Annotated in this window: 22 protein-coding genes and 3 pseudogenes; 2 read left to right on the top strand and 23 right to left on the bottom strand. The window is 46.2% G+C overall.

Annotated elements, in window-relative coordinates:
- Nucleotides 1–47: 47 nt before the first annotated feature.
- The 12 genes and pseudogenes from FU659_RS10590 to gpr form a co-directional block, all read right to left on the bottom strand.
- Nucleotides 48–1,589 carry a TCP-1/cpn60 chaperonin family protein gene (locus FU659_RS10590; RefSeq protein WP_147947549.1) on the bottom strand — a complete coding sequence of 514 codons (1,542 nt, stop codon included), beginning with the start codon at nt 1,587–1,589 and terminating at the stop codon, nt 48–50.
- Nucleotides 1,586–2,614 (bottom strand): heat-inducible transcriptional repressor HrcA, encoded by a 1,029-nt coding sequence (gene hrcA, locus FU659_RS10585; protein WP_147947548.1) that lies wholly within the window; start codon nt 2,612–2,614, stop codon nt 1,586–1,588. Before hrcA ends, FU659_RS10590 begins: the two co-directional genes overlap by 4 nt.
- A gap of 110 nt (nt 2,615–2,724) precedes the next feature.
- On the bottom strand, nt 2,725–3,204 hold the full coding sequence (locus FU659_RS10580) for an N-acetyltransferase (RefSeq protein ID WP_397355493.1): 480 nt from the start codon (nt 3,202–3,204) through the stop codon (nt 2,725–2,727).
- Nucleotides 3,205–3,364: 160 nt separating this feature from the next.
- A pseudogene (gene hemW, locus FU659_RS10575) lies at nt 3,365–4,515 on the bottom strand (radical SAM family heme chaperone HemW).
- An 86-nt stretch (nt 4,516–4,601) separates the two neighbouring features.
- Nucleotides 4,602–6,415 (bottom strand): annotated as a pseudogene (gene lepA / locus FU659_RS10570) (translation elongation factor 4).
- A 74-nt stretch (nt 6,416–6,489) separates the two neighbouring features.
- Nucleotides 6,490–6,882 (bottom strand): DUF3679 domain-containing protein, encoded by a 393-nt coding sequence (locus FU659_RS10565; RefSeq protein WP_147947546.1) that lies wholly within the window; start codon nt 6,880–6,882, stop codon nt 6,490–6,492.
- Between the two features lie 17 nt (nt 6,883–6,899).
- Nucleotides 6,900–8,129, bottom strand: a complete 1,230-nt coding sequence (gene spoIIP / locus FU659_RS10560) for a stage II sporulation protein P (protein WP_147947545.1) — start codon at nt 8,127–8,129, stop codon at nt 6,900–6,902.
- Nucleotides 8,130–8,360: 231 nt separating this feature from the next.
- Complete coding sequence (locus FU659_RS35345; protein WP_222708525.1) at nt 8,361–8,528, bottom strand: hypothetical protein; 168 nt, start codon at nt 8,526–8,528, stop codon at nt 8,361–8,363.
- Nucleotides 8,500–9,477 (bottom strand): TIR domain-containing protein, encoded by a 978-nt coding sequence (locus tag FU659_RS10555; RefSeq protein ID WP_147947544.1) that lies wholly within the window; start codon nt 9,475–9,477, stop codon nt 8,500–8,502. The genes FU659_RS35345 and FU659_RS10555 overlap by 29 nt, the downstream gene beginning before the upstream one ends.
- On the bottom strand, nt 9,474–9,608 hold the full coding sequence (locus tag FU659_RS37015; protein WP_261807740.1) for a hypothetical protein: 135 nt from the start codon (nt 9,606–9,608) through the stop codon (nt 9,474–9,476). Before FU659_RS37015 ends, FU659_RS10555 begins: the two co-directional genes overlap by 4 nt.
- Nucleotides 9,609–9,631: 23 nt before the next feature.
- Nucleotides 9,632–9,946 (bottom strand): TIR domain-containing protein, encoded by a 315-nt coding sequence (locus FU659_RS10550; RefSeq protein ID WP_147947543.1) that lies wholly within the window; start codon nt 9,944–9,946, stop codon nt 9,632–9,634.
- Between the two features lie 136 nt (nt 9,947–10,082).
- Nucleotides 10,083–11,080, bottom strand: a pseudogene (gpr, locus tag FU659_RS10545) (GPR endopeptidase).
- A 201-nt stretch (nt 11,081–11,281) separates the two neighbouring features.
- Between gpr and rpsT the strand changes: the two are divergent.
- A complete protein-coding gene (gene rpsT, locus FU659_RS10540; RefSeq protein WP_079411747.1) occupies nt 11,282–11,551 on the top strand; it encodes a 30S ribosomal protein S20 in 270 nt (89 codons plus the stop codon).
- Between the two features lie 71 nt (nt 11,552–11,622).
- Here rpsT and holA read toward each other — a convergent pair whose 3' ends face one another.
- From holA to FU659_RS36305, 11 genes are all read right to left on the bottom strand, one after another.
- Complete coding sequence (gene holA, locus FU659_RS10535) at nt 11,623–12,642, bottom strand: DNA polymerase III subunit delta (RefSeq protein WP_147947542.1); 1,020 nt, start codon at nt 12,640–12,642, stop codon at nt 11,623–11,625.
- Between the two features lie 218 nt (nt 12,643–12,860).
- Nucleotides 12,861–14,084: a zf-HC2 domain-containing protein gene (locus tag FU659_RS10530; protein ID WP_147947541.1), complete on the bottom strand. Its 1,224-nt coding sequence runs from the start codon at nt 14,082–14,084 to the stop codon at nt 12,861–12,863.
- Nucleotides 14,081–14,629 (bottom strand): RNA polymerase sigma factor, encoded by a 549-nt coding sequence (locus tag FU659_RS10525; RefSeq protein WP_147947540.1) that lies wholly within the window; start codon nt 14,627–14,629, stop codon nt 14,081–14,083. The genes FU659_RS10530 and FU659_RS10525 overlap by 4 nt, the downstream gene beginning before the upstream one ends.
- 325 nt (nt 14,630–14,954) lie before the next feature.
- On the bottom strand, nt 14,955–15,557 hold the full coding sequence (locus tag FU659_RS10520) for a response regulator transcription factor (protein WP_147947539.1): 603 nt from the start codon (nt 15,555–15,557) through the stop codon (nt 14,955–14,957).
- The gene (locus FU659_RS10515) at nt 15,554–16,687 is read right to left on the bottom strand and encodes an ATP-binding protein (RefSeq protein WP_187274063.1); all 1,134 of its coding nucleotides are present in this window, start codon (nt 16,685–16,687) and stop codon (nt 15,554–15,556) included. The genes FU659_RS10520 and FU659_RS10515 overlap by 4 nt, the downstream gene beginning before the upstream one ends.
- Before the next feature lie 12 nt (nt 16,688–16,699).
- The gene (locus FU659_RS10510; protein ID WP_261807739.1) at nt 16,700–17,443 is read right to left on the bottom strand and encodes an ABC transporter permease; all 744 of its coding nucleotides are present in this window, start codon (nt 17,441–17,443) and stop codon (nt 16,700–16,702) included.
- Nucleotides 17,444–17,469: 26 nt separating this feature from the next.
- Nucleotides 17,470–18,354 (bottom strand): ABC transporter ATP-binding protein, encoded by an 885-nt coding sequence (locus FU659_RS10505; RefSeq protein WP_147947537.1) that lies wholly within the window; start codon nt 18,352–18,354, stop codon nt 17,470–17,472.
- Nucleotides 18,355–18,448: 94 nt separating this feature from the next.
- A complete protein-coding gene (locus FU659_RS37010; protein WP_261807738.1) occupies nt 18,449–18,820 on the bottom strand; it encodes a ComEC/Rec2 family competence protein in 372 nt (123 codons plus the stop codon).
- Nucleotides 18,748–20,997 (bottom strand): DNA internalization-related competence protein ComEC/Rec2, encoded by a 2,250-nt coding sequence (locus tag FU659_RS10500; RefSeq protein ID WP_261807737.1) that lies wholly within the window; start codon nt 20,995–20,997, stop codon nt 18,748–18,750. The genes FU659_RS37010 and FU659_RS10500 overlap by 73 nt, the downstream gene beginning before the upstream one ends.
- Nucleotides 20,998–21,090: 93 nt before the next feature.
- Complete coding sequence (locus FU659_RS10495; protein ID WP_147947536.1) at nt 21,091–21,603, bottom strand: deoxycytidylate deaminase; 513 nt, start codon at nt 21,601–21,603, stop codon at nt 21,091–21,093.
- Nucleotides 21,604–21,673: 70 nt separating this feature from the next.
- A complete protein-coding gene (locus FU659_RS36305) occupies nt 21,674–22,186 on the bottom strand; it encodes a ComEA family DNA-binding protein (RefSeq protein ID WP_222708524.1) in 513 nt (170 codons plus the stop codon).
- A gap of 131 nt (nt 22,187–22,317) precedes the next feature.
- Here FU659_RS36305 and comER point away from each other — a divergent pair, with 131 nt between their 5' ends.
- Nucleotides 22,318–23,157, top strand: a complete 840-nt coding sequence (comER, locus tag FU659_RS10485; protein WP_147947535.1) for a late competence protein ComER — start codon at nt 22,318–22,320, stop codon at nt 23,155–23,157.
- The last annotated feature ends 13 nt before the right edge of the window (nt 23,158–23,170 follow it).

The following is a 23,170-nucleotide window of genomic DNA, read 5'->3' as shown; positions in this document are numbered from 1 at the left end:
AAAAGCATGTTATTTATTATACTCCCTAGCCGTCAGTGTGCCCAGTTTCAGGCTTCTTCAAAAGGCTGCTTCATTTTTATGACGGTATGAATGCGCAGTACGGCCGCAGCCACTTCTCCGGCAGCCTGCAGCGCATGAATTTTCACATCGGCCGGGTCGACGATGCCGGCTTCCAGGAAGTCAGTCACTTGACCCGTGTCGCAGTCGATGCCCAGACTGTCTGTTTTCAGAGCAATCTGCGCTGCCTTCAGTTCTTCGACCTTCTCAAGCGGATTATAACCCGCGTTAACAACGATCTGAGACAGCGGCTTGCGAAGAGCTTCTGCGACAACGCCAACACCAAAGCTTTCCATGCCCTTCATCGTTTCGCGCACACGCTCCAGATCATGGGCCACCGCCATCTCGGCCGCGCCGCCTCCGGGCAAGTACCCGCCGCGCACGGCGGCTTGAACGGCTGACGCCGCGTCCTTCGCGATGCGCGAGCGCTCGTGCGCAGCTTCTCGCGTAGCTGCGCCGACAATTATGGTCACGTGCTGATCGCCGTGACCGTGCGCCACGCGCACGCGCTCCAGCCGCTCATCGTAAGCGGCGTAGCCCGCTTGCCCCAGCGCCGCCGCAAGCTCGACAGCGCTCTTGCTTAGCGCCGTGCGCCGCACCGGCCTAGCGCCGGTATGCTCGCTCAGCAGCTGCAAGTCCCTGCGGGACAGCCGCTGCAGCACGAGAATGCCATGGTCGGAGCAGAATTGCTCCGCCTCTGGATCCACCCCGCGGTCAGCGGCAATCAGGCCGACGCCGAGCTCCAGCAGCAAGCCGAGGCTGCTGCGGAACTGCTCTTTCAGCTGCATGTAGCGTTGGAATCCTGCCTCCGTAACCAGCGATTCCTCGCTGACCGCCTCAGGTTCCAGTGCGTCATGCAGCACAAGAATGCGAGCATCTCGCCGTTCATGCTCCAGATGAAGATTCATCGGCTTCTGATTCAGCAAAATGCCGGTCCATACTTCACTGTTCGCTTCTTCATGAGCGATTACGCTATCGGCGAAGCGGTAGCCCTCTTCGCGCAGCTTCGTTTCGCCCACCGCTGCGGCAGCAGAAACAATGAGCTTTGCGATATCCGCCTGCTCGCGCCCAGCCGTAATTGCAATACGTTTCATTGCTGCATCACTCAGGTCAACAATGGCGCGACTGCGGCTGCGTAAACTCTCAACCGCCAGCTCAATGCCCTGCAGCATACCGCTTACGACTTTCGCCACTGGCACCCCGCGCGTTACTTGAGCAACGCCTTCTTGCACCAGGGCTCCGGCAAGAACCGTTGCCGTCGTTGTTCCATCCCCGATTTGCCGCTGTTGACTGCGGGCAACCTGAATCATTAATCTGGCCGCAGGATGCGTGACATCCATTTTTTCCAGTATCGTAACGCCGTCATTTGTAATAATAACTTCGCCCTGTGTACCAACAAGCATCGTATCCAGTCCTTTAGGACCTAGTGTACCCTCAACGGCCGAACAGATTGCTCTGACCGCGGCTGCATTGTTGACAAGGGTGGAAAAGCGTTCCTCACCTTCGCTGTGCACCGTCTTCATCCCGCTCATTTGCCATACCATCGGCCAAGAGCGACTTCCATATGCTTGGACAAGTGCTCAAGCAAGCTAATGACTCTACCATATTCCATGCGAGTAGGTCCGAGGATACCAATGGTGCCTAACGGCTTATCTCCTATTGAATAAGAGGCTGTAATCAAACTACAATTGTTGATTGCTTCTATGCTGTTTTCGGCACCGATTTTAATCTCTATACCTTCATTAGACGGAGTAAACAATTTAATGAGCGTTGGCGCTTCAGCCAACAAGTCAAAAATGCTTTTAACCTTCTCCACATCTTTAAACTCTGGTTGAATCAACATATTTGTCATACCGCTTAAGAATACACGGTCTCTTTCATCACTATGAAGGACGCTTTCCACAACAGAAAGCAGTTCTTGGTACCCACTTGCATATTTGCTTAGTTCGTTAGCAATCTCATTATAAAGTCTAGCTTTAAATTGAACGAGCGGTACGTTCTTAAGTCTAGCGTTGAGAATATTCACAACCTTCTCAATTTCTGACATCGGAATGCCTTCCGGAATGGAGACCGTCTTGTTCTCCACATGCCCCGTATTCATCACAATAATGGCTACAGCTGTCGTTTCCGAAATCGGAATAATTTGCAAATGTTTAAGCGTCGTGCTGAAAACCTCAGGCCCAAGCACAATCGACGTATAATTCGTAAGACTGGAAAGCATACCGGCTACATGCTGGATCACATTATCCATCTCTTGAATACGTTCTGCAAAAGTGCCCTTCATGGCGTCCAGCTCATGTGTCTCCAAGCTTCCATGTTGAAGCAAATGATCCACATAATAGCGATAACCTTTGTGCGAGGGTATACGACCTGCGGACGTATGAGGCTGTTCCAGATAGCCCATTTCTTCGAGATCAGACATTTCGTTACGGATGGTTGCCGGACTGAATCCGACGTTCCCCCGCTTAGAAATACTACGCGATCCAATCGGCTCTGCTGAACGAACATAATCATCTATGATTGCACTTAAAATCATGCGCTGACGTTCCGACAACATACAGTACCCCTCCTCTTCACAATGCACTATTTACGCTTTCGTTAGCACTCTTATTTAGTGAGTGCTAATTCCTAATACAAAAATAACAGACCCTAAGGTCTGTTGTCAAGTCAATCCAAACGTTTAAGTACGGCGATTTCATCGCAGCAATACTGTTTTTTGCAGTGCATGCAATCTTTCCAAACCTTCTCGGGAAAAATCTCTTTCGGCACTAAGGTAAAGCCGTTTTTTTGGAAAAATGCAACTTCATACGTGAGGGCCATTACTTTAATGACACCTTGGCTTCTCGCTTCCTCCACGAGAAATTCCACAAGCTTGCGGCCAATACCTTGTCCTTTATAACCTTCCGTCATCCCCAGTGAGCGAATCTCAACAAGGTCGGGCCCAAGCCGGGTCAAGGAACCGCATCCGATCAGCAGGCCGTCGTGCTCTGCCACAACGAACGTATCGATTTGCTCTTCGAGCATTTCTCTCGTTCGCGGGAGCATGATCCCCTGCTTGGCGTAGCCTTGTATAATATCATAAAGCTTCTCGATATCTAGGACCGAAGCTTTTCTTACGGATACTGTCGTCGATGAATTCATCGTCATCCCACCAATCGCAACAAAATGCATAAAACCCACGCTAGCTTCATCGCGGCTTTACCGCTGTTTCGCTTGTGGATTCATGTATAAATATACAATAAAACGTATATTTGCACAAGAGACATTTTTGCCTATCATTGTGGGCATATTTTCATTCATAGACTTATTAGCTTAAGAAAGAACCGAAAACTTCATTACCCAGCAGGATGCCATGTTTGGACAGCCTATAACCTTCCGCGGTTTGTTCGAGTAATTGCTTGCTCAACCATCCAGTCAAGGTTTCCCCAAATTGAGATTCAATGGTAACTCCGAATTGTTCGATAAAGTCAGCATTTCGCACACCTTCCAATAACCGCAAGCCCACCATCATGAAGTCTTCCATCGCTTCCTGCCGCGATACTTCGAATTGCTCCATGATCGGCAAGCCTACCTTAGATGCATCGATGTAGGGCTGAATCCCCTTCACATTGACGTGCCTCTGCCCATTCATGTATCCATGAGCGCCAGCACCGAGCCCATAGTAGGAACGATTGCGCCAATACATCGAATTGTGTCTGCTTTCCCGTCCCGGTTTAGCAAAGTTGCTGATCTCATATTGCTTGTAACCGGCAGCTTCCAGCCTCTTCATAATGAGCTCATACATATCCACTTCTTCATCTTCACTCGGTAACGGCAATTGATTTTTGTTAAATAAGGTATGGAAAAGTGTATTTTCTTCTACTTTCAAGCTGTAGATGGAATAATGCTGGAGATCCAACGAAAGCGCCTCGTCCAAGGTAGCCTGCATGATCTCAACGGTTTGCTTGGGAAGTCCGAACATCAAGTCAATCGATAAATTATCGAAACCTAGCTTTTTGGCATTGGCAATACTTCTATGCACGTCATCCGTATTATGGATACGCCCGATTACCGCAAGCAGATCATTATTAAACGATTGAACGCCGAATGAAATACGGTTAACGCCGCCTTCTTTCATGACTGCAAGCTTGTCTTCATCCGTTGTTCCCGGATTAGCTTCCATCGAGAACTCAACTTTGTGCTGTCCGCGGGAAAATAGGTCCGAACCATCTGTAGAAAACGCTCCATTTGATTGGGCAGCAGTACGGTAGGCGTTCCTCCGCCAACGAAAATCGTTTCAACTTTCACAGGTGGATTATTTTTAACTGTAAGCTCCATTTCCCGTTCAAGCGCATCCAGATATTCCATCACTGGTTGGCCTTTGAGTACATATGAGTTGAAATCGCAATAATGACATTTATTCGTACAAAAAGGGATATGAATATACACAGTTGTTGGAGCCGTATAGGTTACTAACATAGGAATATTTCCTTTCTACCTGAGAAAAAGCCAAGGGGCAGAAGTACTCTGCCAGCCTGGCTTCTCATTCATTTACATCTATTCGTCTATTCGTCGATTTTGAGCACGGCCATGAACGCTTCTTGCGGCACCTCTACGCTGCCCACTTGCTTCATGCGTTTCTTACCTTCTTTTTGTTTATCCAAGAGCTTACGCTTCCGTGAAATGTCACCGCCGTAACATTTGGCGAGAACGTTTTTGCGCATCGCTTTAACGGTTTCACGCGCAACGATTTTCTGTCCGATTGCCGCTTGAATCGGCACTTCAAACATTTGTCGCGGGATCAGTTCCTTCAGCTTATCACAAATGATTTTGCCACGATGGTAAGCCGTATCGCGGTGAACAATGAAGGAGAGCGCATCCACTTGCTCCGCATTCAGAAGAATATCCATCTTCACGAGATTCGATTTCTTATAGCCCGATATCTCGTAATCAAACGAAGCATAACCCTTTGTTCTCGATTTCAACATGTCGAAGAAATCATACACAATTTCGGATAAAGGAATCTCATACGTTAATGTTACGCGATTCGTATCCAAGTACTCCATATTTATATATTCGCCGCGTTTGCCTTGGCACAGCTCCATAATCGTTCCAACGTAGTCATTAGGCACGATAACGGATGCTTTAACGTAAGGTTCTTCCACGAAATCAATGCGCTGTGGATCCGGATAATTGGACGGATTATCGATGTCGATAACATCGCCATTCGTCAATGTGATGCGATAAATAACGCTTGGCGCGTTGTAATCAACGGAATATTGAACTCACGCTCAATTCGTTCCTGAATAATTTCCATGTGCAGCAGTCCCAAGAATCCGCAGCGGAAGCCAAATCCTAATGCGGTTGAGGTTTCCGGTTCAAACCTAAGCGAAGCGTCGTTAAGCTCCAGCTTTTGCAGCGCTTCACGTAAATCATTGTAATCGGTTGTTTCGATCGGATACAGTCCGCAGAATACCATCGGGTTGATGCGACGATAACCTGGCAGCGCCTCAGGCGCTTGGCGATCCGCTTCAGTTACAGTATCCCCAACGCGCGTATCCCCCACGTTCTTGATGCCGGCCACGACAAAACCTACATCGCCGACTTCAAGGGAAGGCACCGAAGACATTCTAGGCTTGAATGCGCCTACTTCAATGACTTCAAACACTTTATTGGTTGCCATCATTTTAATTTTAGAGCCCGCCTTGATGGAACCGTCTACGACACGCACATACACAATAACACCTTTGTAGCTGTCGTAATGAGAATCGAAGATCAACGCTTTCAAAGGGTTGTCCGGATTGCCCTGCGGTGCCGGTACCTTCAAGCACACTTGCTCCAAAATCTCTTTAATGCCGATACCGGCCTTTGCAGAAGCATGAACAGCATCCGTCGCATCCAGTCCGATGACATCTTCGATTTCCTGCTTCACCCGTTCAGGGTCAGCGCTCGGCAAATCAATTTTATTGATGACAGGTAAAATTTCCAAATTATTCTCTAGCGCCAAATACACATTGGCCAGTGTCTGCGCTTCAATACCCTGAGCCGCATCCACAACAAGCAAAGCGCCTTCGCAAGCGGCAAGGCTTCGAGATACCTCGTATGTAAAGTCTACGTGTCCCGGTGTATCGATCAAATTGAGGATATAGTCGACGCCATCCTCAGCTCGGTAGGCCAATCTTACGGCCTGAAGTTTAATGGTAATGCCACGTTCACGCTCTAAGTCCATCTGATCGAGCACCTGCTCCTGCATTTCACGCGAAGAAAGCGCGCCAGTAAATTCCAGGATACGGTCGGCTAGTGTTGACTTGCCATGATCGATGTGCGCAATAATTGAAAAGTTGCGAATTCTTTGTTGTCTTTCCCTAATGTCCGTCATGCTAAAGACTAACCCCCACTACATGCAAATAATTTTCATTATAGCAGTTGTCGGAAGTTGCAGCAATGTAACCTTTAACCTTTGCCTAATATGGCATCAAATATGGACACGAACAACCGGATACCATGGTGGGCAGCAATCTGCAGCAAACCGCCTAATTTGTTGCCCACATGGTTCAACGAATTATCATGATCAGCTACCGGATCAGCTTTCTTATCGGACTCTGCTTTGGTTGCTGGCTTAGCTTTTCCTGCCGCATCACCTTTAGTGGCAGGTGTTACTACCGATGCTGCCGTGATTGCCTTCCCCGTTGTTTTCTCCCCTGCTGGCTGGACCGTTTTGACAGCTGGATCGGGGCTTTGTATCCGTTCCATGCCGCTGGATGCCAAGCTGACACCGAAGAGGATACAGAACAACAGCAGCAATCCAAACAAACCTACCTTGATATAAAATTGCCTAAGCTTCATGACAGCTGTTCCTCCTTCTACGATTGTTTTGGGGGAGCCACAGGGGCATCCACTTTTTTGGCATTCAAAATAACTTCCGAAATCGCCTCTGCCAGCCAATCTGTTGTGCGATAACATTCTTCAAGCGTGTTGTAGGGGCCACCAACTTCAATCAATATATTGTTAGGTGAAAAGTTCTGATTGTATAAACCATTTCCCTCTGTTGCTTCTTTGGCATGAATCCCTTTGGACACGCCTGGATGCTTGGCTTCAAGCACTTGATGAATTTTGTTGGCGAATTCCTCATTCTGCTTCCAGTTCGGATTTTTGCCACCAATAATGAAATACACCTGTGCGTAATCCTTCCCATCAATGCTGACTGTAGTCTTATTGCGTGCCGCGGAATCACGATGGATATCGAAGTAATACTGCAGATCCGGATGCACCGCGGCAGCTTCCTGCAATGTTTTCAACGAATACTTATAGGAGTATGGATACTCAAAATTTTTCACAATGCTTGGATAAACGGTTTCGGAATGTACAGCGCCGATGCCATCCTTCTCTAGATTTTGCGCTAATCTTTGACCTACAGAAATAACATTGACCTTATCACTATAGGCTTTATCTGGGTTCGTAATCCCTTTCAGCTCTGGCAAAAAGGACTCATTGCTATGGGTTTGATAGACAAAAGCCATATTGCTTCCGGCGGTTCTTGGCGGCTGACCAGACGGGCTAGTCGTCTGAATGGGATTCACAAGCGGAGATGGATCTGGCAACGGCGATGACAGCGGTGTCTTCGCTTCCCCCTCCAGATCATCACGATTGGGATTGTAATCAATAGGATCACTTGGATTTGTTGCGCTGCCCTTTACTAAAACTGTCGTCTTCGTAGCATCCATGCCCGGCACTTCACTCGCTATCATGCTTTTAGGGTCTCCCGGGTTAATATTCGTCATGAAACGGAAGGCGAAATGGAATACATTATGCTGCGAAAAGGTGAATTTCTTCTGATCTTTATGTAAATGCGGCACTTCCATACCCAGCATATCAATGAAAAATTGATTGGTGACCGATGCGGCGAGGCCTTTCATGGAAGAAACCGGCGAGGTCGTCATGAATCTATTTTGCACAAATCCACCTATACCAATAAGCACAAATAGGGCTAGTGTAGCAAAGCTGAGAATAAAAAATGTTTTACCGACGGAACTTGCGCTCTGAAAGGTTTTGCGAACATGGCTGAGATTCAGCGTGGCTGATGTCCATTTCATAGTGTTGATTCCTCCTAATCTATCTTAATTCAATCTATGAAACGAGCTGCGACGATAGAACTCGAAACAATAGATTTTTTGATAGAGAAAAGAAGCGCAAAAAAAGATCTTCAGAAAATCCTGACGATCCTATCTGTAAGCATATTTTCCAGTGTTAATTACGCTATATAAATTCTGGCGCAAAAAAGACCCCTCTCGGAGTCTCTTGGTACTGCCTGTATGAATGCTTGTTCACGCAAGCGACTCGAAATCAAACGAGCCCTTGGCAACAATGGTAACCCCACCCGTTTTGTTAAGAACGGTAGGACCATTATATAATTTCAGCGATGTCTTCTCGTTTTCTTTACGATCCGGCTTAGCGGTTAATCGGTTACGAACTTTCTTCATGTGCTTCAGCATAAAGTATCCTTCCTTTCACAATGGATTTAAGTGAAGACACAAGCTTCGCATTTCTTTCCGATAGCTCCATCATAACTTGATGATGACTGCCGGACGGAATATCTGTCCGCGATTTGAAATGGATGGAAGATACGATCGTAGGATGCAGCTTAATGCAATAAATGTATTCGAACTCACCATCTTCTTTGTCCTTGGCGCGCCCGAGATATATGTTCGTATCCATGCCGCGGTAACACTCGGCTAAATAACTGTTAGGATCATTCACCTTGAAACTATGATTATTGCTGACCTGACCGGCACGACCAAATTGCTGCAAAGTCACTCCGTCATCCAGAAGCTCAAAAAGCGTTGCCGCTGTCACTTCTTGGAGCTCAATTATACCACAATTGGTATCAAATGTCTTATGGAATTTATCCAGAACACGGTCATAATCCACACTTGAAACGCTCAATGAATCTAACGCATCGAAAAGAAAGCTCCGAATGGCCTCGTTCTTTTTGATATCTGAAGGCTTGAATCGCTTGTGATGAGAACCTATGCCCATCTTGATTGGATAAAGATGAGGCCCCGCCTGCAATGCAATCTCCTGAGTCAGATCTTGCTCCTCAATTAAAAGCGGATTAAAGCCTTCTAAATAATCTGGCAGCTTACAATGCTTAGACAACACGATGAACGTCCTGCTATATCCTAGCTCGCCTATGCACAATCCTATCAATATTAATATATTCGCAAATACCTGAGGATCATGACAATCAGCGCGCGTAACAATAAGAAGGGCGAAATCCGCCTCTTCGATATGTTTTTTCAGCATTCTGAGTTTCTGATTGGAAGCTGCTAATATGCCCTGATTAATAACCGTAACCTCGGAGGATGATGACAGCTGTGTTTGATAGAACTCGGCCCACAAAGAACTACCTGGCGAGCAACCGATGAACATTTTAGGTTTCATTTCTCTCTCAGTCCTAATTCCTTAAGCATCTGCTTAACAATAAATGTCGCAGGTCCCAGGCCGGCCATTAAACCGCTGCCATGATTAGGATCATAGGTAAGCGGCGTTAACCCGATTAAATCGGTTGCCAAATGAAACGTCTCTTTTTCCGGAATCAAAAGTATGTTCTTTCTAAACCCAGTTGTCCAATAAATAAGCCAAGCTCAAGAATAACATTATCCCTAACCGTACTTACGACTAGATCTCGGAGCAAGGTCAGATCATCGGGTTGAAAAACAAAAACAGCAAAATCACTAGTTTTAGCCTGCTTGATGAGAGGCGCCAAAGTTGTATTTGAAGGGGGAAATAGCAACTGACTCCACACGGTTACATCAAAGGAATAATGCAAATTTGCCTGTAAAGCCTCTGCCACATCTATACTTTCAGCCGATGACCCGATAAATAATTTCGCTTTGCCTACGCTGCTCACTAGACCACTTCCTTATCAAAGGTTGATCGTCAGTTATTTCGACGTCACCCTCCTATCTCCTTCCAAATCAACCCAGAAATGATAAAAAAGAAAAACCGTTCCGCAGCATACAGCAGGAACAGTCTTCTAGGAGCTTTTAATGCGTATAAGCCGCAACATTCTCTACACTAACGGCATCATGTAAGGCGGCATTCAAGCCGCTAGCAATGATATTCGCAATATCTTCGATAAATTGATCAATTTCTTTAGGCGTGACCAGTAAATCGTGTCCTACGGGGTTTAAGACCTCTTTAACGAGCATCAACCGTTCTTCTTCCTGCATGTTGTCAATCAACCCCAGAATCTGCCCAGTGTTGCTTGTTTGCTCGCTAAAATGCTTATGCATTAAATCGAAGGCGTTATTTACAATGGTTGAGGCATAGACAACCGTTGGCACCCAATGGCAACAACCGGAATGCCAAGAGTCTCCTTCGTCAGTCCTTTCCGCTTGTTGCCAATACCCGAACCGGGATGGATGCCTGTATCAGCGATTTGGATCGTTGTATTCACGCGATCCAGCGACCTGGAGGCCAGCGCATCTATGGCAATAATGAAGTCGGGCTTCGACATGTCCACAATCCCCTGGACAATATCGCTGCTCTCAATGCCTGTTGTCCCTAATACTCCCGGCGCCACAGCGCTAACGGCTCGATAGCCGGGACTGACATCCTCTGGCACCAGTTCAAAGTAATGACGGGTGACCATTACATTCTCAACAACAAGCGGACCCAAGGCATCGGGTGTCACATTCGAGTTGCCCAATCCTATGATCAGTGCCTTCGCCTGTTTAGGAATGCCGATTTCACGTAAAAATTGCTCAAATTCTTGGGCCAATTTCGTAGCAACGCGATCCTGGAGATTACTGTCTTTTTCCCGCAGTGCAGGTACTTCAATCGTTATATAATGACCGAGCAGCTTCCCAAGTGCTTTGGAGCCCTCCTCGTTCAGAACGTTGATTTTCGTAACTCGAATCCCATTTTCCCGCTTCGTTTCGGTTTCTATGCCAGGTATGGGTTGTCCCTTATTGGCTGCTTGAGCCATGTCTCTTGCGTCCAGTGCAAGGTCCGTGTGTGTGGTGAATGAGCTTAAGTCCATAGATAGTCCCCTTTCTCAGGTGCACAGCCTCACTTATTGTGTGAAGATTTTATACCGCTTATTCACAAAAGTAGACACCTGATAACCTATTGGTAGCTCTTGCATTTTAAATTATTGCATGGTAGAATACTTAAAGTTGTCAGCAAACATTAACATGCAAATGTAACGTTGAACGTGTTTTGTAAGTAGGAGGTGAATTTCATGCCAAACATTAAATCCGCTATTAAACGAGTAAAAGTTAGCGAAAAGCGCCGTCTTCGTAACGCTTCCCAAAAGTCCGCTTTGCGTACTGCTGTGAAAGCTTTCGAAACAGCTGCTAGCAATAATGTAGAATCTGCCAAAGATGCTTTGATCAACGCTTCTAAGAAATTAGATAAAGCAGCTTCTAAAGGTTTAATCCATAAAAATGCCGCTAACCGCAAGAAGTCCCGTCTGGCTAAAAAGCTAAACGCTCTTACGGCGCAAGCGTAATCCAAGAACATAAAGCGAAAGTCCAGTCCTCGCACAACGGGAACTGGACTTTTTTCTATTTCTTTTCGTGTTCAAGCTGCTAGTTTCAATAAAAACAGCTCCAAGCCTAGCACTTTATCGATTTTACCTGTTTTCATTTGAAAATCGAGATCAGCCAGCTGCGACATAATCGTACAGAGCTTCTGGGCATCATACTTTCGGGCTTGTCCTTCCGCTATTTTGACCGCATAGGGATGAAGCCCAATCTGGGAAGCCATCTGCTGCTGCGAGTAGCCCTGCTTGCTTAGCTCCTTGACCTGGAGCATGATGCGGAACTGTCTGGCTATCAAGGCTGCTATTTTAATCGGTTCCTCACGCTGCTTAAGCAGTTCCTCGAGAATGACAAAGGCCCTCTCCAGCCTCACATTCACAATGTCTTCGATCAAAATGAACACATTTTGTTCTGTGCTCCGCGAGACAAGTTGATCAATAATCGTGACCGATGCCTCGGCACCGACACCGACATATAACGAGATCTTTTCAATTTCAGCCGATAGCGATTGTAAATTACCGCCTGTATACAGAATGAGCTGGTTGGCTGCCTCTTCCGTAAATGAGAAGCCTAACTGCTTGGCCTGCAAAGCAACCCATTGCTGCAATTCTTCTGCGCTAAGTGATAGAAATGGAACCGCAGCTTCCCGATCCTTGAGTGCCTTGACAATTTTCTTGCGTTCATCCAACTTATCAGCATCAACCGTAAAAACAATAATGGCATGTTCTGCAGGAGCTTTCAAATAGTCCGTTAAAAGGTCCAAATGGTGTTCAACTTTGTTGCTTTCCTTAGCCCCAGTGAAGAAAAGGGCATTCTTCGCAATCACTAGCTTTTTGGGGACCATAAAAGGAAGTGTCTCTGCGTCCTCAAGTACGGTGGATAGACGAGTTTCCCCTAGATCATATTTACTAACAGCGAATTCCTTATGCTCCGGCTCAATCATGAAATCCGTTAGCACCTGAATAAATTCTCTCATCTTATATTTCTCAGGTCCGTAGCACAAATAAACCGGTGCCGGACGGCCTGCCTGTATGTCTTTTAGAGCTCTCTTGGCATCCATAGCTTTACGTTCACTCCCTTGCCTTCATTTTACCAACAACAAAGGGATTGCGTCAAAGTATAAACACCTTTGACGCAATCCCTTTGTCAGTCTATTTAAACACAGGTACAAAGGCTCTAGAAACCCTTGACCGTGTGGTCGAACCACTTGCTTCTTTGTTGCCTCGTCATACAGCATATGCAAATAGGTTCATCTGGTGAATAAGAAGCAGACAAAATTTAGGGAGAACTTTCTTTCTTCGCTTTCACATCAACCGTAAAGCTTCGCTTCGCGTCTCCGCTTACGATTTCATAAGAAAACTTATCCTCTTTGGACCATTCCACCAAACGAATATTATCGGCTGGACTCCCTATTTGCTTGGATGCGAATATAATTTCTTTGGTCGACACATTCCGAATAACAACATGTTGTTCCTCAACAACAGCTTCATAAGCCCCCGTCACAGATACCATACTACGATCTACAGTTGGAGCTACCAAAGCAAAACTGTTCATATCACTGGAACTCGCATTAGGATCGCTCTTTCTCGTAACAGGTGAAGGTGTGGCTTCATTTCCTGTTGCAGCCTTTAATTTAGACCCTTCAGTTCCCTGGTCGGAACTTCCGACTTGTGGAACCGGATCGGTCAAGGAAGGCGGCGCGATCTTTTGCTCACCCGCACCAAATGAACTTTGATCTCTCAATGGCTCGGGTTTGGTTGGTACAGCATTAGACTGCTGGCTCTCCCGAGCTGACTCACTGCTTTTCAAAGAATCGGTTGCAAGTGGCTGCGGCTTCTCCAATTTGGCATCTGTGGTCGCTTGAGGCGCGCTTGCGCCTGCCGCTTTCGGCGAATGTTCATCTTTTTTTGCAGGTTCGGAAGAAGCTGCCGGAGCAGTTGCCGATGGTGTATCTGCATTCATTGCCATCTTTTTCTGATCAGCAGTTTGCGAAGAGTTTCGATCTTGCCCAACGCTTTGCGATTCCGCGGCACTTGGCGCTCCAGATTTGGTTTTTGGCTGCAGCAAACCATCCGCTTGATCTAACACAGGATGCTGCAAATTGAAAGCGAAAAAACCTAGGATAAGACCAGCGGCTACAACACCGCCTGCAAATTTCCAAGAGAACTGTGATCCAAAACGGCGTGTCCAAGGAAGTTTGGGAGGCTGTTCAAGCGTTATCTGGCTAGCATTTTTGCTGAGAACGGCCGTCGATTCGGTAATGGATGCCGCTGCCTGTCTATCTAAATCAGCCAGCTGTGGCATAATAGCATCGACCAAACTGTATGGAGGAACCACTTTCGGTAATTGGGTTAATTCTTCAGACAATCTTTGTAAACGTTCAAACATCTGCGCACAGTCTAAACAATTCATCAGATGAACATGAAGCTCATCTTCCTCCTGCGCATCTAAATCTCCATCCAGCTGTCTATGCATAAATTCCATCACCTCTTGACAATTCATCCCCGAACACCTCCTTTCTGATAATCTTGGAGCAGCGACTGCAATTGCTGTCTGGCTCGGAATAAGTAAGACTTCACCGTATTTAACGGTAGATTAAGTGACTCTGCAATTTCATGATAGGAAAAGTCCTGCAAATAACGGAGAACAACTACAGATCGATGGTGTTCGGGAAGCTTATCGATTGCTTCTCGAATATCTTTGGCTAAATAGCCTGTCATAATTTCATGCTCAACATTATGCTCTGCTGTAAACGTCATTTCATGCTCATCAATAGAAACCGTCGGTTTCGCCTTGCGAAATTTATCGATGCAGATGTTGGTGACAATCCGCTGTACCCACGTCTTGAATAGCGCTTTTTCTTCATATGAATTAATTTTTGTATAAATTCGAAGGAGCGCCTCCTGTGAAGCATCAAGGGCATCCTGTTCATTATTCAAAATATAATAAGCGGTTCGATAGACGTGAGACTCAATTTCTCGCAATAGGGTAATGAGAGCATCACGATCACCGGCTTGAGCTTTTCTAACCAGTTCGGGTGCTACCACTGGGATCCCTCCCCCTTGCAATCTTACAGACGCAGCAGCATCCAAGAAGGTTGCAATCTTTTTTAGAATAAAAACAATGGCAGTCTTGCAACTACCAGAATACCAAATTTCCATAGATAAATATACTTGTTTAGACGCAGCAAATACGAATTAGTTTATTGATAATTATGGACTCGGTTTGCCCCCTTTAGTTAAACGTGAAATCACTCTCCATTTTAACCCTTTTCCATAAAAGGAATAGTACTATGTTTGTGTAGTACTGCTGCAAGAATAAGTCCTGCAATAAAGACGAAGAGCCCGTAAACCCGAAGGTCACGCGCTCTCTTTAGTTCAACCAGCCGTTTTTTTCAGCAATAGCGATAGCTTCAATGCGATTTTTGGCATCCAACTTACTCAAAATTTCTGACACATAATTGCGAATCGTACCGTTGGACAAAAAGAGCTGCTTAGCCATCTCGCTTGCAGACAGTCCTTGGGAAATCAGCTTTAATATTTCCTGTTCCTTGCTTGTCAGCGGATTCCCTGCATCCCAGAAAGACATGGCTAATTCGGGGGAAATGGCTTTACCGCCAGTCTGTACTTTACGAAGGGCTTCACTCAGTTCCTCGATCGGAGCGTCCTTCAGCAAATACCCGTGGACCCCAGCTTTCATCGCTCTTTGGAAATAGCCGGAACGTGAAAATGTGGTTAAGATAACCACGCGGCAAGGAAGCTCTTCCTCCCTTACCTTTTCTGCAACATCAAGCCCCGTTAATTGAGGCATCTCAATATCCATGATACATATGTCAGGCTTAACTATGCGAATCATTTCGAGCGCTTGCGCCCCATTTTCCGCTTGACCGACAACCTCAATGTCGTCCTCCAAGTCAAGCAATGCACTGAGCGCTCCGCGCAGCATCCCTTGGTCTTCCGCAACTATAACCCTCACCTGTTCTCGCCCCCCTTTGCTTGCTGATGTCTGATGATTCTCGGAACCTGAATGACAAGACGTGTCTCAGAACCTGAGCCCCTATGGAAAGCTATCGTTCCTTCGATCAACTCCAGCCTCTCTTTCATCCCTAATAGTCCACGTCCAGATGATGGCGATGACGCTTTATTTTCGTTGCATACTGGCCCATTATCCGTTATTGTTATCATCCACTTCGCATCTTCTTCGTGCAGCATCAGCATACATGCAGTGGCTCCACTATGCTTAATGACATTCGTTACGGCTTCCCTCAGACACATGCCCAAAATGTTTTGCACCAACGGAGGGGCTTGCCAGCTTCCGAAACTGCCTTCTACTTTAAATGCGATGCCTGCAGTTGATAAAATTTCTTTAGATCTCTCTATCTCGTCATCTATCGAAATTGCATGCATACCGGATATCAATACCCGCACCTGTTTCAACGCGGCTCTTGAGGTCGCCTGAATATCCTTCACTTCTTGCAAAGCTCGTTCGGGCTGCTTGATCATTAATTTTTCGGCAAGCTCGCTCTTAAGTGTAATCAATGAAAGGGTATGACCCAGCGTATCATGCAAATCACGGGAAATTCGCTGTCTCTCATCCATCGCAGCCAACCTCGCTATTTCATCATTCGCCAAATTCAGCTTCTCTTTTAGATCATTTGCCCTCACCTTGGCCCGAATACCAAAAGGGAGTACCAGCATAACGACGAGAGAAGGGAGAAAATACCACAGGCCTTCTCCATAAAACAAGTTAAAATCAAGTAATATAATCACAATAACCGTCAAAAGCAACCCGCTTAGCATAATAATAAACTGCTTAGTAGTAGGCAGCATACTTAGCAATGGCATCATATAAAAAAACATATAAATCAAATAGGGACTGTAAACCGTTGAAAATATCCCAATAATGACATATGTAACACTAATATAAAGTAATCTTCGTTTACTGTCTTTGAATGCAAGTGTTAATACAATGGAGAAAACAGCTAACAAGGCAAAGCCGATCCACCTTTGGGGGAGCGGCTGCGTGATTAATGTCATAATGGGAAAAATCAGATACACAAACCATAAGAACCACAGGTCAAACGGACCCCTTTGCTTTTTGAACATCTTCAGCATACGTTAGACCGCTTTCTGTTTTTGAATGATATACGAAGATAATACCACAAAAATGAGGCCATAACCCGCTAAAATGAGAAGCCCTGTATAGCTTAGTCCCGCTCCAGATATTAAGTTCCACGCCCCCTGTCCATAGCGGAAAGTAGGAATGTAAAAAGCTATATCTTGCATGATTTTGGGCATCGCCTGCGTGGGGAACCAAAGACCTCCCAAGATTGAAGTCCCCATGAAGATGAGCTGCGCTACTACTTGTGTGACCTCTACGCTCTTTAGTGTTCCGATTAACAAACCTAAGGCCATAAAAGGCAGGGCCCCAAACCAAATCCATAAACCGCACCCAATCCATTGGGCCATGGAAAGATCAACACCTTTGACAACACTGCCAAGGAGAAACATGAAGAGAATTGTAACTAAATTAATAATCGACTGGGAAACGATTTTAGACAAGACATAAGCACTGGAAGGAAGGGGCGTAATTTCGATCATGCGCAGCCAGCCCTGTGTTCTTTCTTGAGCAAACTTGATGCTGAGCGTATTTACACAGGCCCCGACCACCCCGAAAACCGTCATGGACATCAAGTAGTAAGCCTTCCATACCGCCCCGCCAACATCTGTGTTATCTCCTACTGTAGAAGAGAAAATAAAGTAGAATACGGCAGGCATAATCATTGAAAACACGAAAAACCGTTTATTGCGGAACGTTCTAAGCAGTTCAGCCTTGCACTGAGCAATCATCGCTCTCATCATGTTTCATCTCCCTTGCATTGTCTATTTTATTGTTGTACCAGAAACTGAAAAGCATCCTCAAGACCGCCCGTATGGATTTCAATATCCTTGATATCCAGCCCTTTTTGGATCAAGGCCATGATGACTTGATCGGTATCCGGACTTGTTATCTTTACCCTCCGGCCGCTCCACGTCACATTCGCAATCATCGGAATATCCGCTAACATGTCAGCCGTTAACTGAACCCCTGCTGTGAACATAATGGTTTTCTGATTGGTAGAAGCTTTAATCTCGGCAGAGGTGCCGTCTGCGATTAGCTTTCCTTTATTAATAACGACGATTCGATCGGCAATACTATCTGCTTCTTCCAAGTAGTGTGTAGTCAAGATGATTGTTCTGCCATGTGCAGCCATATCGCGAACCGTATCCCAAAATTGCTGTCTGGAAGTAATGTCCATTCCCACTGTTGGTTCATCCAGAAATAACAAGGAAGGATCACCAGCCAAAGCTAACGCAAAACCAAGTCTGCGCTTCTGTCCACCGGATAAGGCTGATGCCCGTTTGTTCTTTTCTGCTTCCAGACCCGATACATGCAGCAATTTTTGCAAAGGAAGCGGGTTTGAATAGTAGTGTCGAAATAAGTTGATCGTTTCCACCACCGTCAAGCCATCGATGATGTTCACATCCTGCAGCATAGCCCCCATCCGATCGCGTACGGCTCTGTCCTGTGGTTTTCCGCCGAGCAAGCGAATATCGCCTTTGGTCGGCTGCAACAACCCTAGTGTCATGGACACTGTTGTTGTTTTACCAGCGCCATTGGGCCCGAGAAGAGCCACCACGCTTCCTTCTTCAATGGTTAGCGAGACGTTATCAACAGCCGGCTTTCCTTTGAACACCTTGCTCACTTCAACTAACTCAATAATAGGTTTCATACGCCACCTCGCAACAGTTTTAATATGCCTTTATCTTATCGCGTTGCCCCGCGAGATGTAATTCACATCTATCATGAATTCCAGATGACAAATGTCATTTGTCTTTTATCCTTACAACCCCAGCTTTGCTCTTGTGTAAAGCTTTCCCTGACGTACCTCGATCTGCACTTCCCCCATTTGATCCGGTTCGGAATATCTGTACCCGGTTTTCTTGCAAGCCGTTTGTAAAACCGCAGGAGCTGGAATGACCATATCCATTCGTAGCACCAACGGAAATAATCGCATAGTTTGGTTTCCAGAAATCTAACCACTGTGGTGTCGTTGACGTTTTGCTGCCGTGGTGAGCAACTTTCAAAACGTCTATTTTGGCGAGGTTGTCGTCATTTAGGTTTTTCATAGATGCAAGCACCGCGGCTTCTGATTCTTTCTCCATATCTCCTGTAAAGAGCCATCGAGTGCCCTCCATCTCAAGGATGAACACAACGGAGTGCGCGTTCTGGTCTTTAGCCACTTCCAGCATCTGGGTCCTGCAGGGAATAAGATTTGCAGCCTTGTTACCGGATCGATCTGAACCCAATCGCGCGAGCTGCTGGCGGGCAGCAGGGGAACTTTCCGGGTCAATGCGGATCGGAATAGTTTTTCGATCTTTACCCCTGGCTTATAGGTTCCATTAAACAAAAACTGCTTAACTGGGATTTGCTCCATAACGGCCTGTAAGCCCCCACTGTGATCATTATCCTCGTGTGTAAGAATGACAAGATCCAATTGATGAACACCACGCTTTTTTAGTAAAGGAACCAGCAGCTTTTGTCCGACTTCGAAAGGGTTCTGTCGCAATTTCCACTCCTCGCCCGGTTTGTGAAATACGACTGTGCCTCCTCCATCAATTAGCAGATGCCGTCCATACGGCGTCCGAATCAGGATTGCGTCTCCTTGGCCAACATCAATAAATTGAACGAGGCCAGTACGGTTGAAGCGTTCAGGCGAGTAGCCACCCCACAGCAAGAGGAAGAAACCACCCATGATACAAGTAAGGCATAACGGTAGGTTGAATCGGAGTGGATGCTTGACCTTAACCAACGAGATTGGATTTCCTTGCTCCTTTGCCTGGGACAACGCATACCAGCAGACATAAATGAATACAAGCAAACTATAGTAAACGACAATCCATGCAAGACTCGGCGAAGGCCACAACATCTTAAACTGGTCAAACTTCTGTATGTTGTCTGTTGTCCAAAATATGACTTGATTTAACCAAGAAATGAGATGCCCCATCCATGACCCCGCAGGCGCATACAAAATGCCCACTGCCAGAGCCATAAGTCCTGCGGGAAAGACAATCATGCCAATCACAGGAACCAAAACAGCATTTACTAACCACGACAATAATGAATATTGATTAAAATAATAAATCGATACTGGAAACGATATGAGTTGGGAAACGAAAGTAAGGGAGGCTGTATTTCGAAGAATGGGCCACGAGATCCATTTCTTTAATAAATTGTCGATTCTTTGAACCCCGAGAATGAGTCCAAGTGTAACCAAAAAGGAAAGCTGAAAACTAACATCCAGCAAATAATAGGGATTCCATAATAGCATTGCCCATGCCACGATGGCCATGATGTGCAGCACATCTTTAAGCAGCCCCCGTCTAGCCGCATAGAGAGCAACCATGGACATGAGACCCGCTCGTACAACGGAAGGTGAAGCGCCTGTCAGCAGGATATAACAGGGGAGCAGCCATATACAAACGAGAAGATACGTTTCCTTAGCGAACTTCAATTTACGCATGACCCAAATAAGTACACCTAAAAATACAGCCACATGCAAGCCTGATATTGCTAAAATATGTGTTAACCCCAGCTCCGAAAATTGCTGGAATCGTTCTGCATCTAGATCGTCCTTCTGACCGACCAGCAAGCTTTTCATAAACCCAACTTGGGACGCGGGGAATATGAGGTCCACTCGCCTGCCGAGCGCATCGCGCAGCCCGTCATTCAAGCGCAGCAGTTGAACGACGCTTAGGCTAGGCGCCATGGGCTCCACCAGCGCCTGATCCACACCTTTGACTGTGAGTAGCCAATGGGTGTGGTGAAGGTGCAAATAGCGGCGGTAATCGAAGCCGCCGAAGTTGCGGGCCGGCGACGGGCTGCGCAGCGTCCCGTGCAGCGTTAGGGCGTCGCCTCGCCGCCAGCTCAACGCCTGTGCCTGCTGCTCCTGCGCAAGGAGGCGCAGCGAGACCTGGACGCTTTCCCCGCCAAGCGGGAAAGCGTCGTCGTCCTGGAAGCGGATGGACTCCGCTTCCAGCGTAAAGCCAGCCTTGTCGCCATCGACGGCGACAGGGCTGGCGAATCGACCGTGCAGCGTGACCTCGCTGCCGTCCAAGTTTGCATGCTGCTGCGCGAGCGGCAGCAGCGCAGAGTGGTTGCGTTGGTCGGTCCATTGAAAGTAGCCATAGGCAATGCCGACCAACAAAAGCATACAGATCGGCTGTCTGCCAGGCATCCGGAACAAATAGATCCCGAGCAGTGTGATCAACAGCAGCACACTGGCCGTCAAGGACAACCACCTCAGCTCCGTATAAAGCGCAAGCACATAGCCAGTTATCCACATGATACATCCAAGGACAACAGGTCGTTTCATTGGCATCTCCTCTTTTCCTATACCAAACTAAAAAACCTCTTTCCCACGCAGGCCCTAGGCCGCACGCTGAAAGAGGTTCTTCCTCATTATAAATTAATTGATAACATCCGATACAGTTCCTGGCGGAGGCTCATAAGCCTCCATTTTTCGAAATATAATGCCTCTTGCTTGCATTAAATCACTTACTTTATCTTGATCCTTTGGGTATCCCCGATGAAAAACAATTTCCGTCACACCACTATTCGCTAACATATTCGCACATGTCCAGCAAGGCTGATCGGTCACATACACCGTTGAACCTTCCCGATCTTCACGATCTGTAAACAAAAGCAGGTTTTGCTCGGCATGGATCGTTCGGATACATCGCTGCTTGCGGATAACTTCTTCAATCTCCTCAACAACCTTCAGCTCGATCTCTTCAACCAGCATACAGCCAGCCTCCGTGCAATCCGGCACGCCCATAGGCGCACCATTATAGGCGGTGCCTAGCAGTTTTTTGCCTTGAACCAGCACAGCTCCGACATGTCGGCGATTACATCTTGAACGTGTAGACGCCATATAAGCGATATCAAGGAAATAGGTATCCCAATCTTTGCGGTTGCTCATATTAGGTAAGCGACTCCTTCTTATCATTTCTAGTATTCTCTCATATTTCCATGCAAAATAAAAGAAAGGACTAGGGCAAAGCTACATAAACAAGAGGCTTTAACTTTTCTAGCATTTTCTCTCCGATTCCCTTCACCTCGGTCAGCTCATCAATGCGCTTAAATGGTCCTTTTTGCATCCGGTAATCCAAAATAGCCTTCGCTTTGCTCGGTCCGATGCCCTTAAGCTTAACCAGTTGCTCTAATGTCGCTGTATTGAGATCCAGCCTATCCTCAGCAGTTGCTGCCGGCAATACAGATTTTACTTCCGGAGATACCTGGAGCTTAACTTCAGGAGTTGTTGTAAGTTTCATATCCGGTTGTGCAGATCCTTCTGGCTTTTTTAATAGAGGTGGGGTCGCATTAGGCTTTGGCGTTTGTGCCATCTCTCCAATCAACTCTTCCATTTGGCTGTTCATCGGTATAAATTCGCTTTGTATAGCCGATCGGCCACCAAGTAAATATTGCCAAACCATATAAGCAAATAAACAAACCACGATTAGTATACATACAATTTTTCCTTTTCTATGACCAAACAAGTCCACAAATTCCCTCCTTTTTCGGTATAATCGCTAATCAATAAGCATATATATGAAAAAGCATCTGAATGGCATCCAAAATAAGGCCTAGTGCTGTACAATAAAAAGGCAACTGATTTTTCGGGAGGGATTACTTGATGAAAGCAGGGTTCATCGGTACTGGGAGTATGGGGAGTATTCTGATTGAAGCGTTCATCCATTCCGGTGCATTCAATCCAGAGCAAATAATGGCAAGCAATCGAACGATTCAAAAAGTAGAACGTCTTGCGGAGACATATCCGGGGCTTCAAGTGGCTCGATCGAATAGAGAAGTTGTTATAGACAGCGATCTTATCTTTCTGTGTGTGAAGCCATCTGAATTCAAACAGGTTATTAATGAAATCAAAGAGGACGTGCTTCCCTCACAAATGCTCGTATCGATTACTAGTCCTGTCCTTATTCGACATCTGGAAGGAATCCTCCCTGCCAAAATCAGCAAAATTATTCCTAGTATTACGAACTATGTATTGAGTGGAGCTACGCTTTGCATACATGGCAATCGCATGCAGCCTGAGGATAAAGAGTGGCTTGAAAATATACTGGCTCATATCTCTTCGCCAATTCGGGTTTCTGAAAGTTATACGCGCATTTCATCCGACCTCTCGAGCTGTGGCCCTGCATTCTTGGCAAGTTTTATTCAATCCTTTATTCAATCTGCTGTAGAAGAAACGGGAATTTCAATGGAAGAAGCAACCCTGCTTGCAAGTGAAATGACATTAGGAACCGGAAAATTGCTTACAACCGGAGGCTTTGATCCTATTTCTCTACAAAAACGGGTCTCAGTACCAGGAGGCATTACAGCCGAAGGGTTACGCATTTTGGAAAGTGAGTTGTCTGGGGTTTTCAAACAGGTCATTCAAGCGACACATACCAAATATGAAGAAGACCTTGAGAAGGCTGAGCTCTTACTCGCCGGTAAGCAGTCGCCTTCTCAATAGTCAACATTTTCAT

The organism is Paenibacillus sp. N3.4, assembly GCF_008017805.1.
In the GTDB taxonomy this organism is placed as follows: domain Bacteria; phylum Bacillota; class Bacilli; order Paenibacillales; family NBRC-103111; genus Paenibacillus_E.
This window is presented reverse-complemented; position numbering and strand designations above follow the sequence as displayed.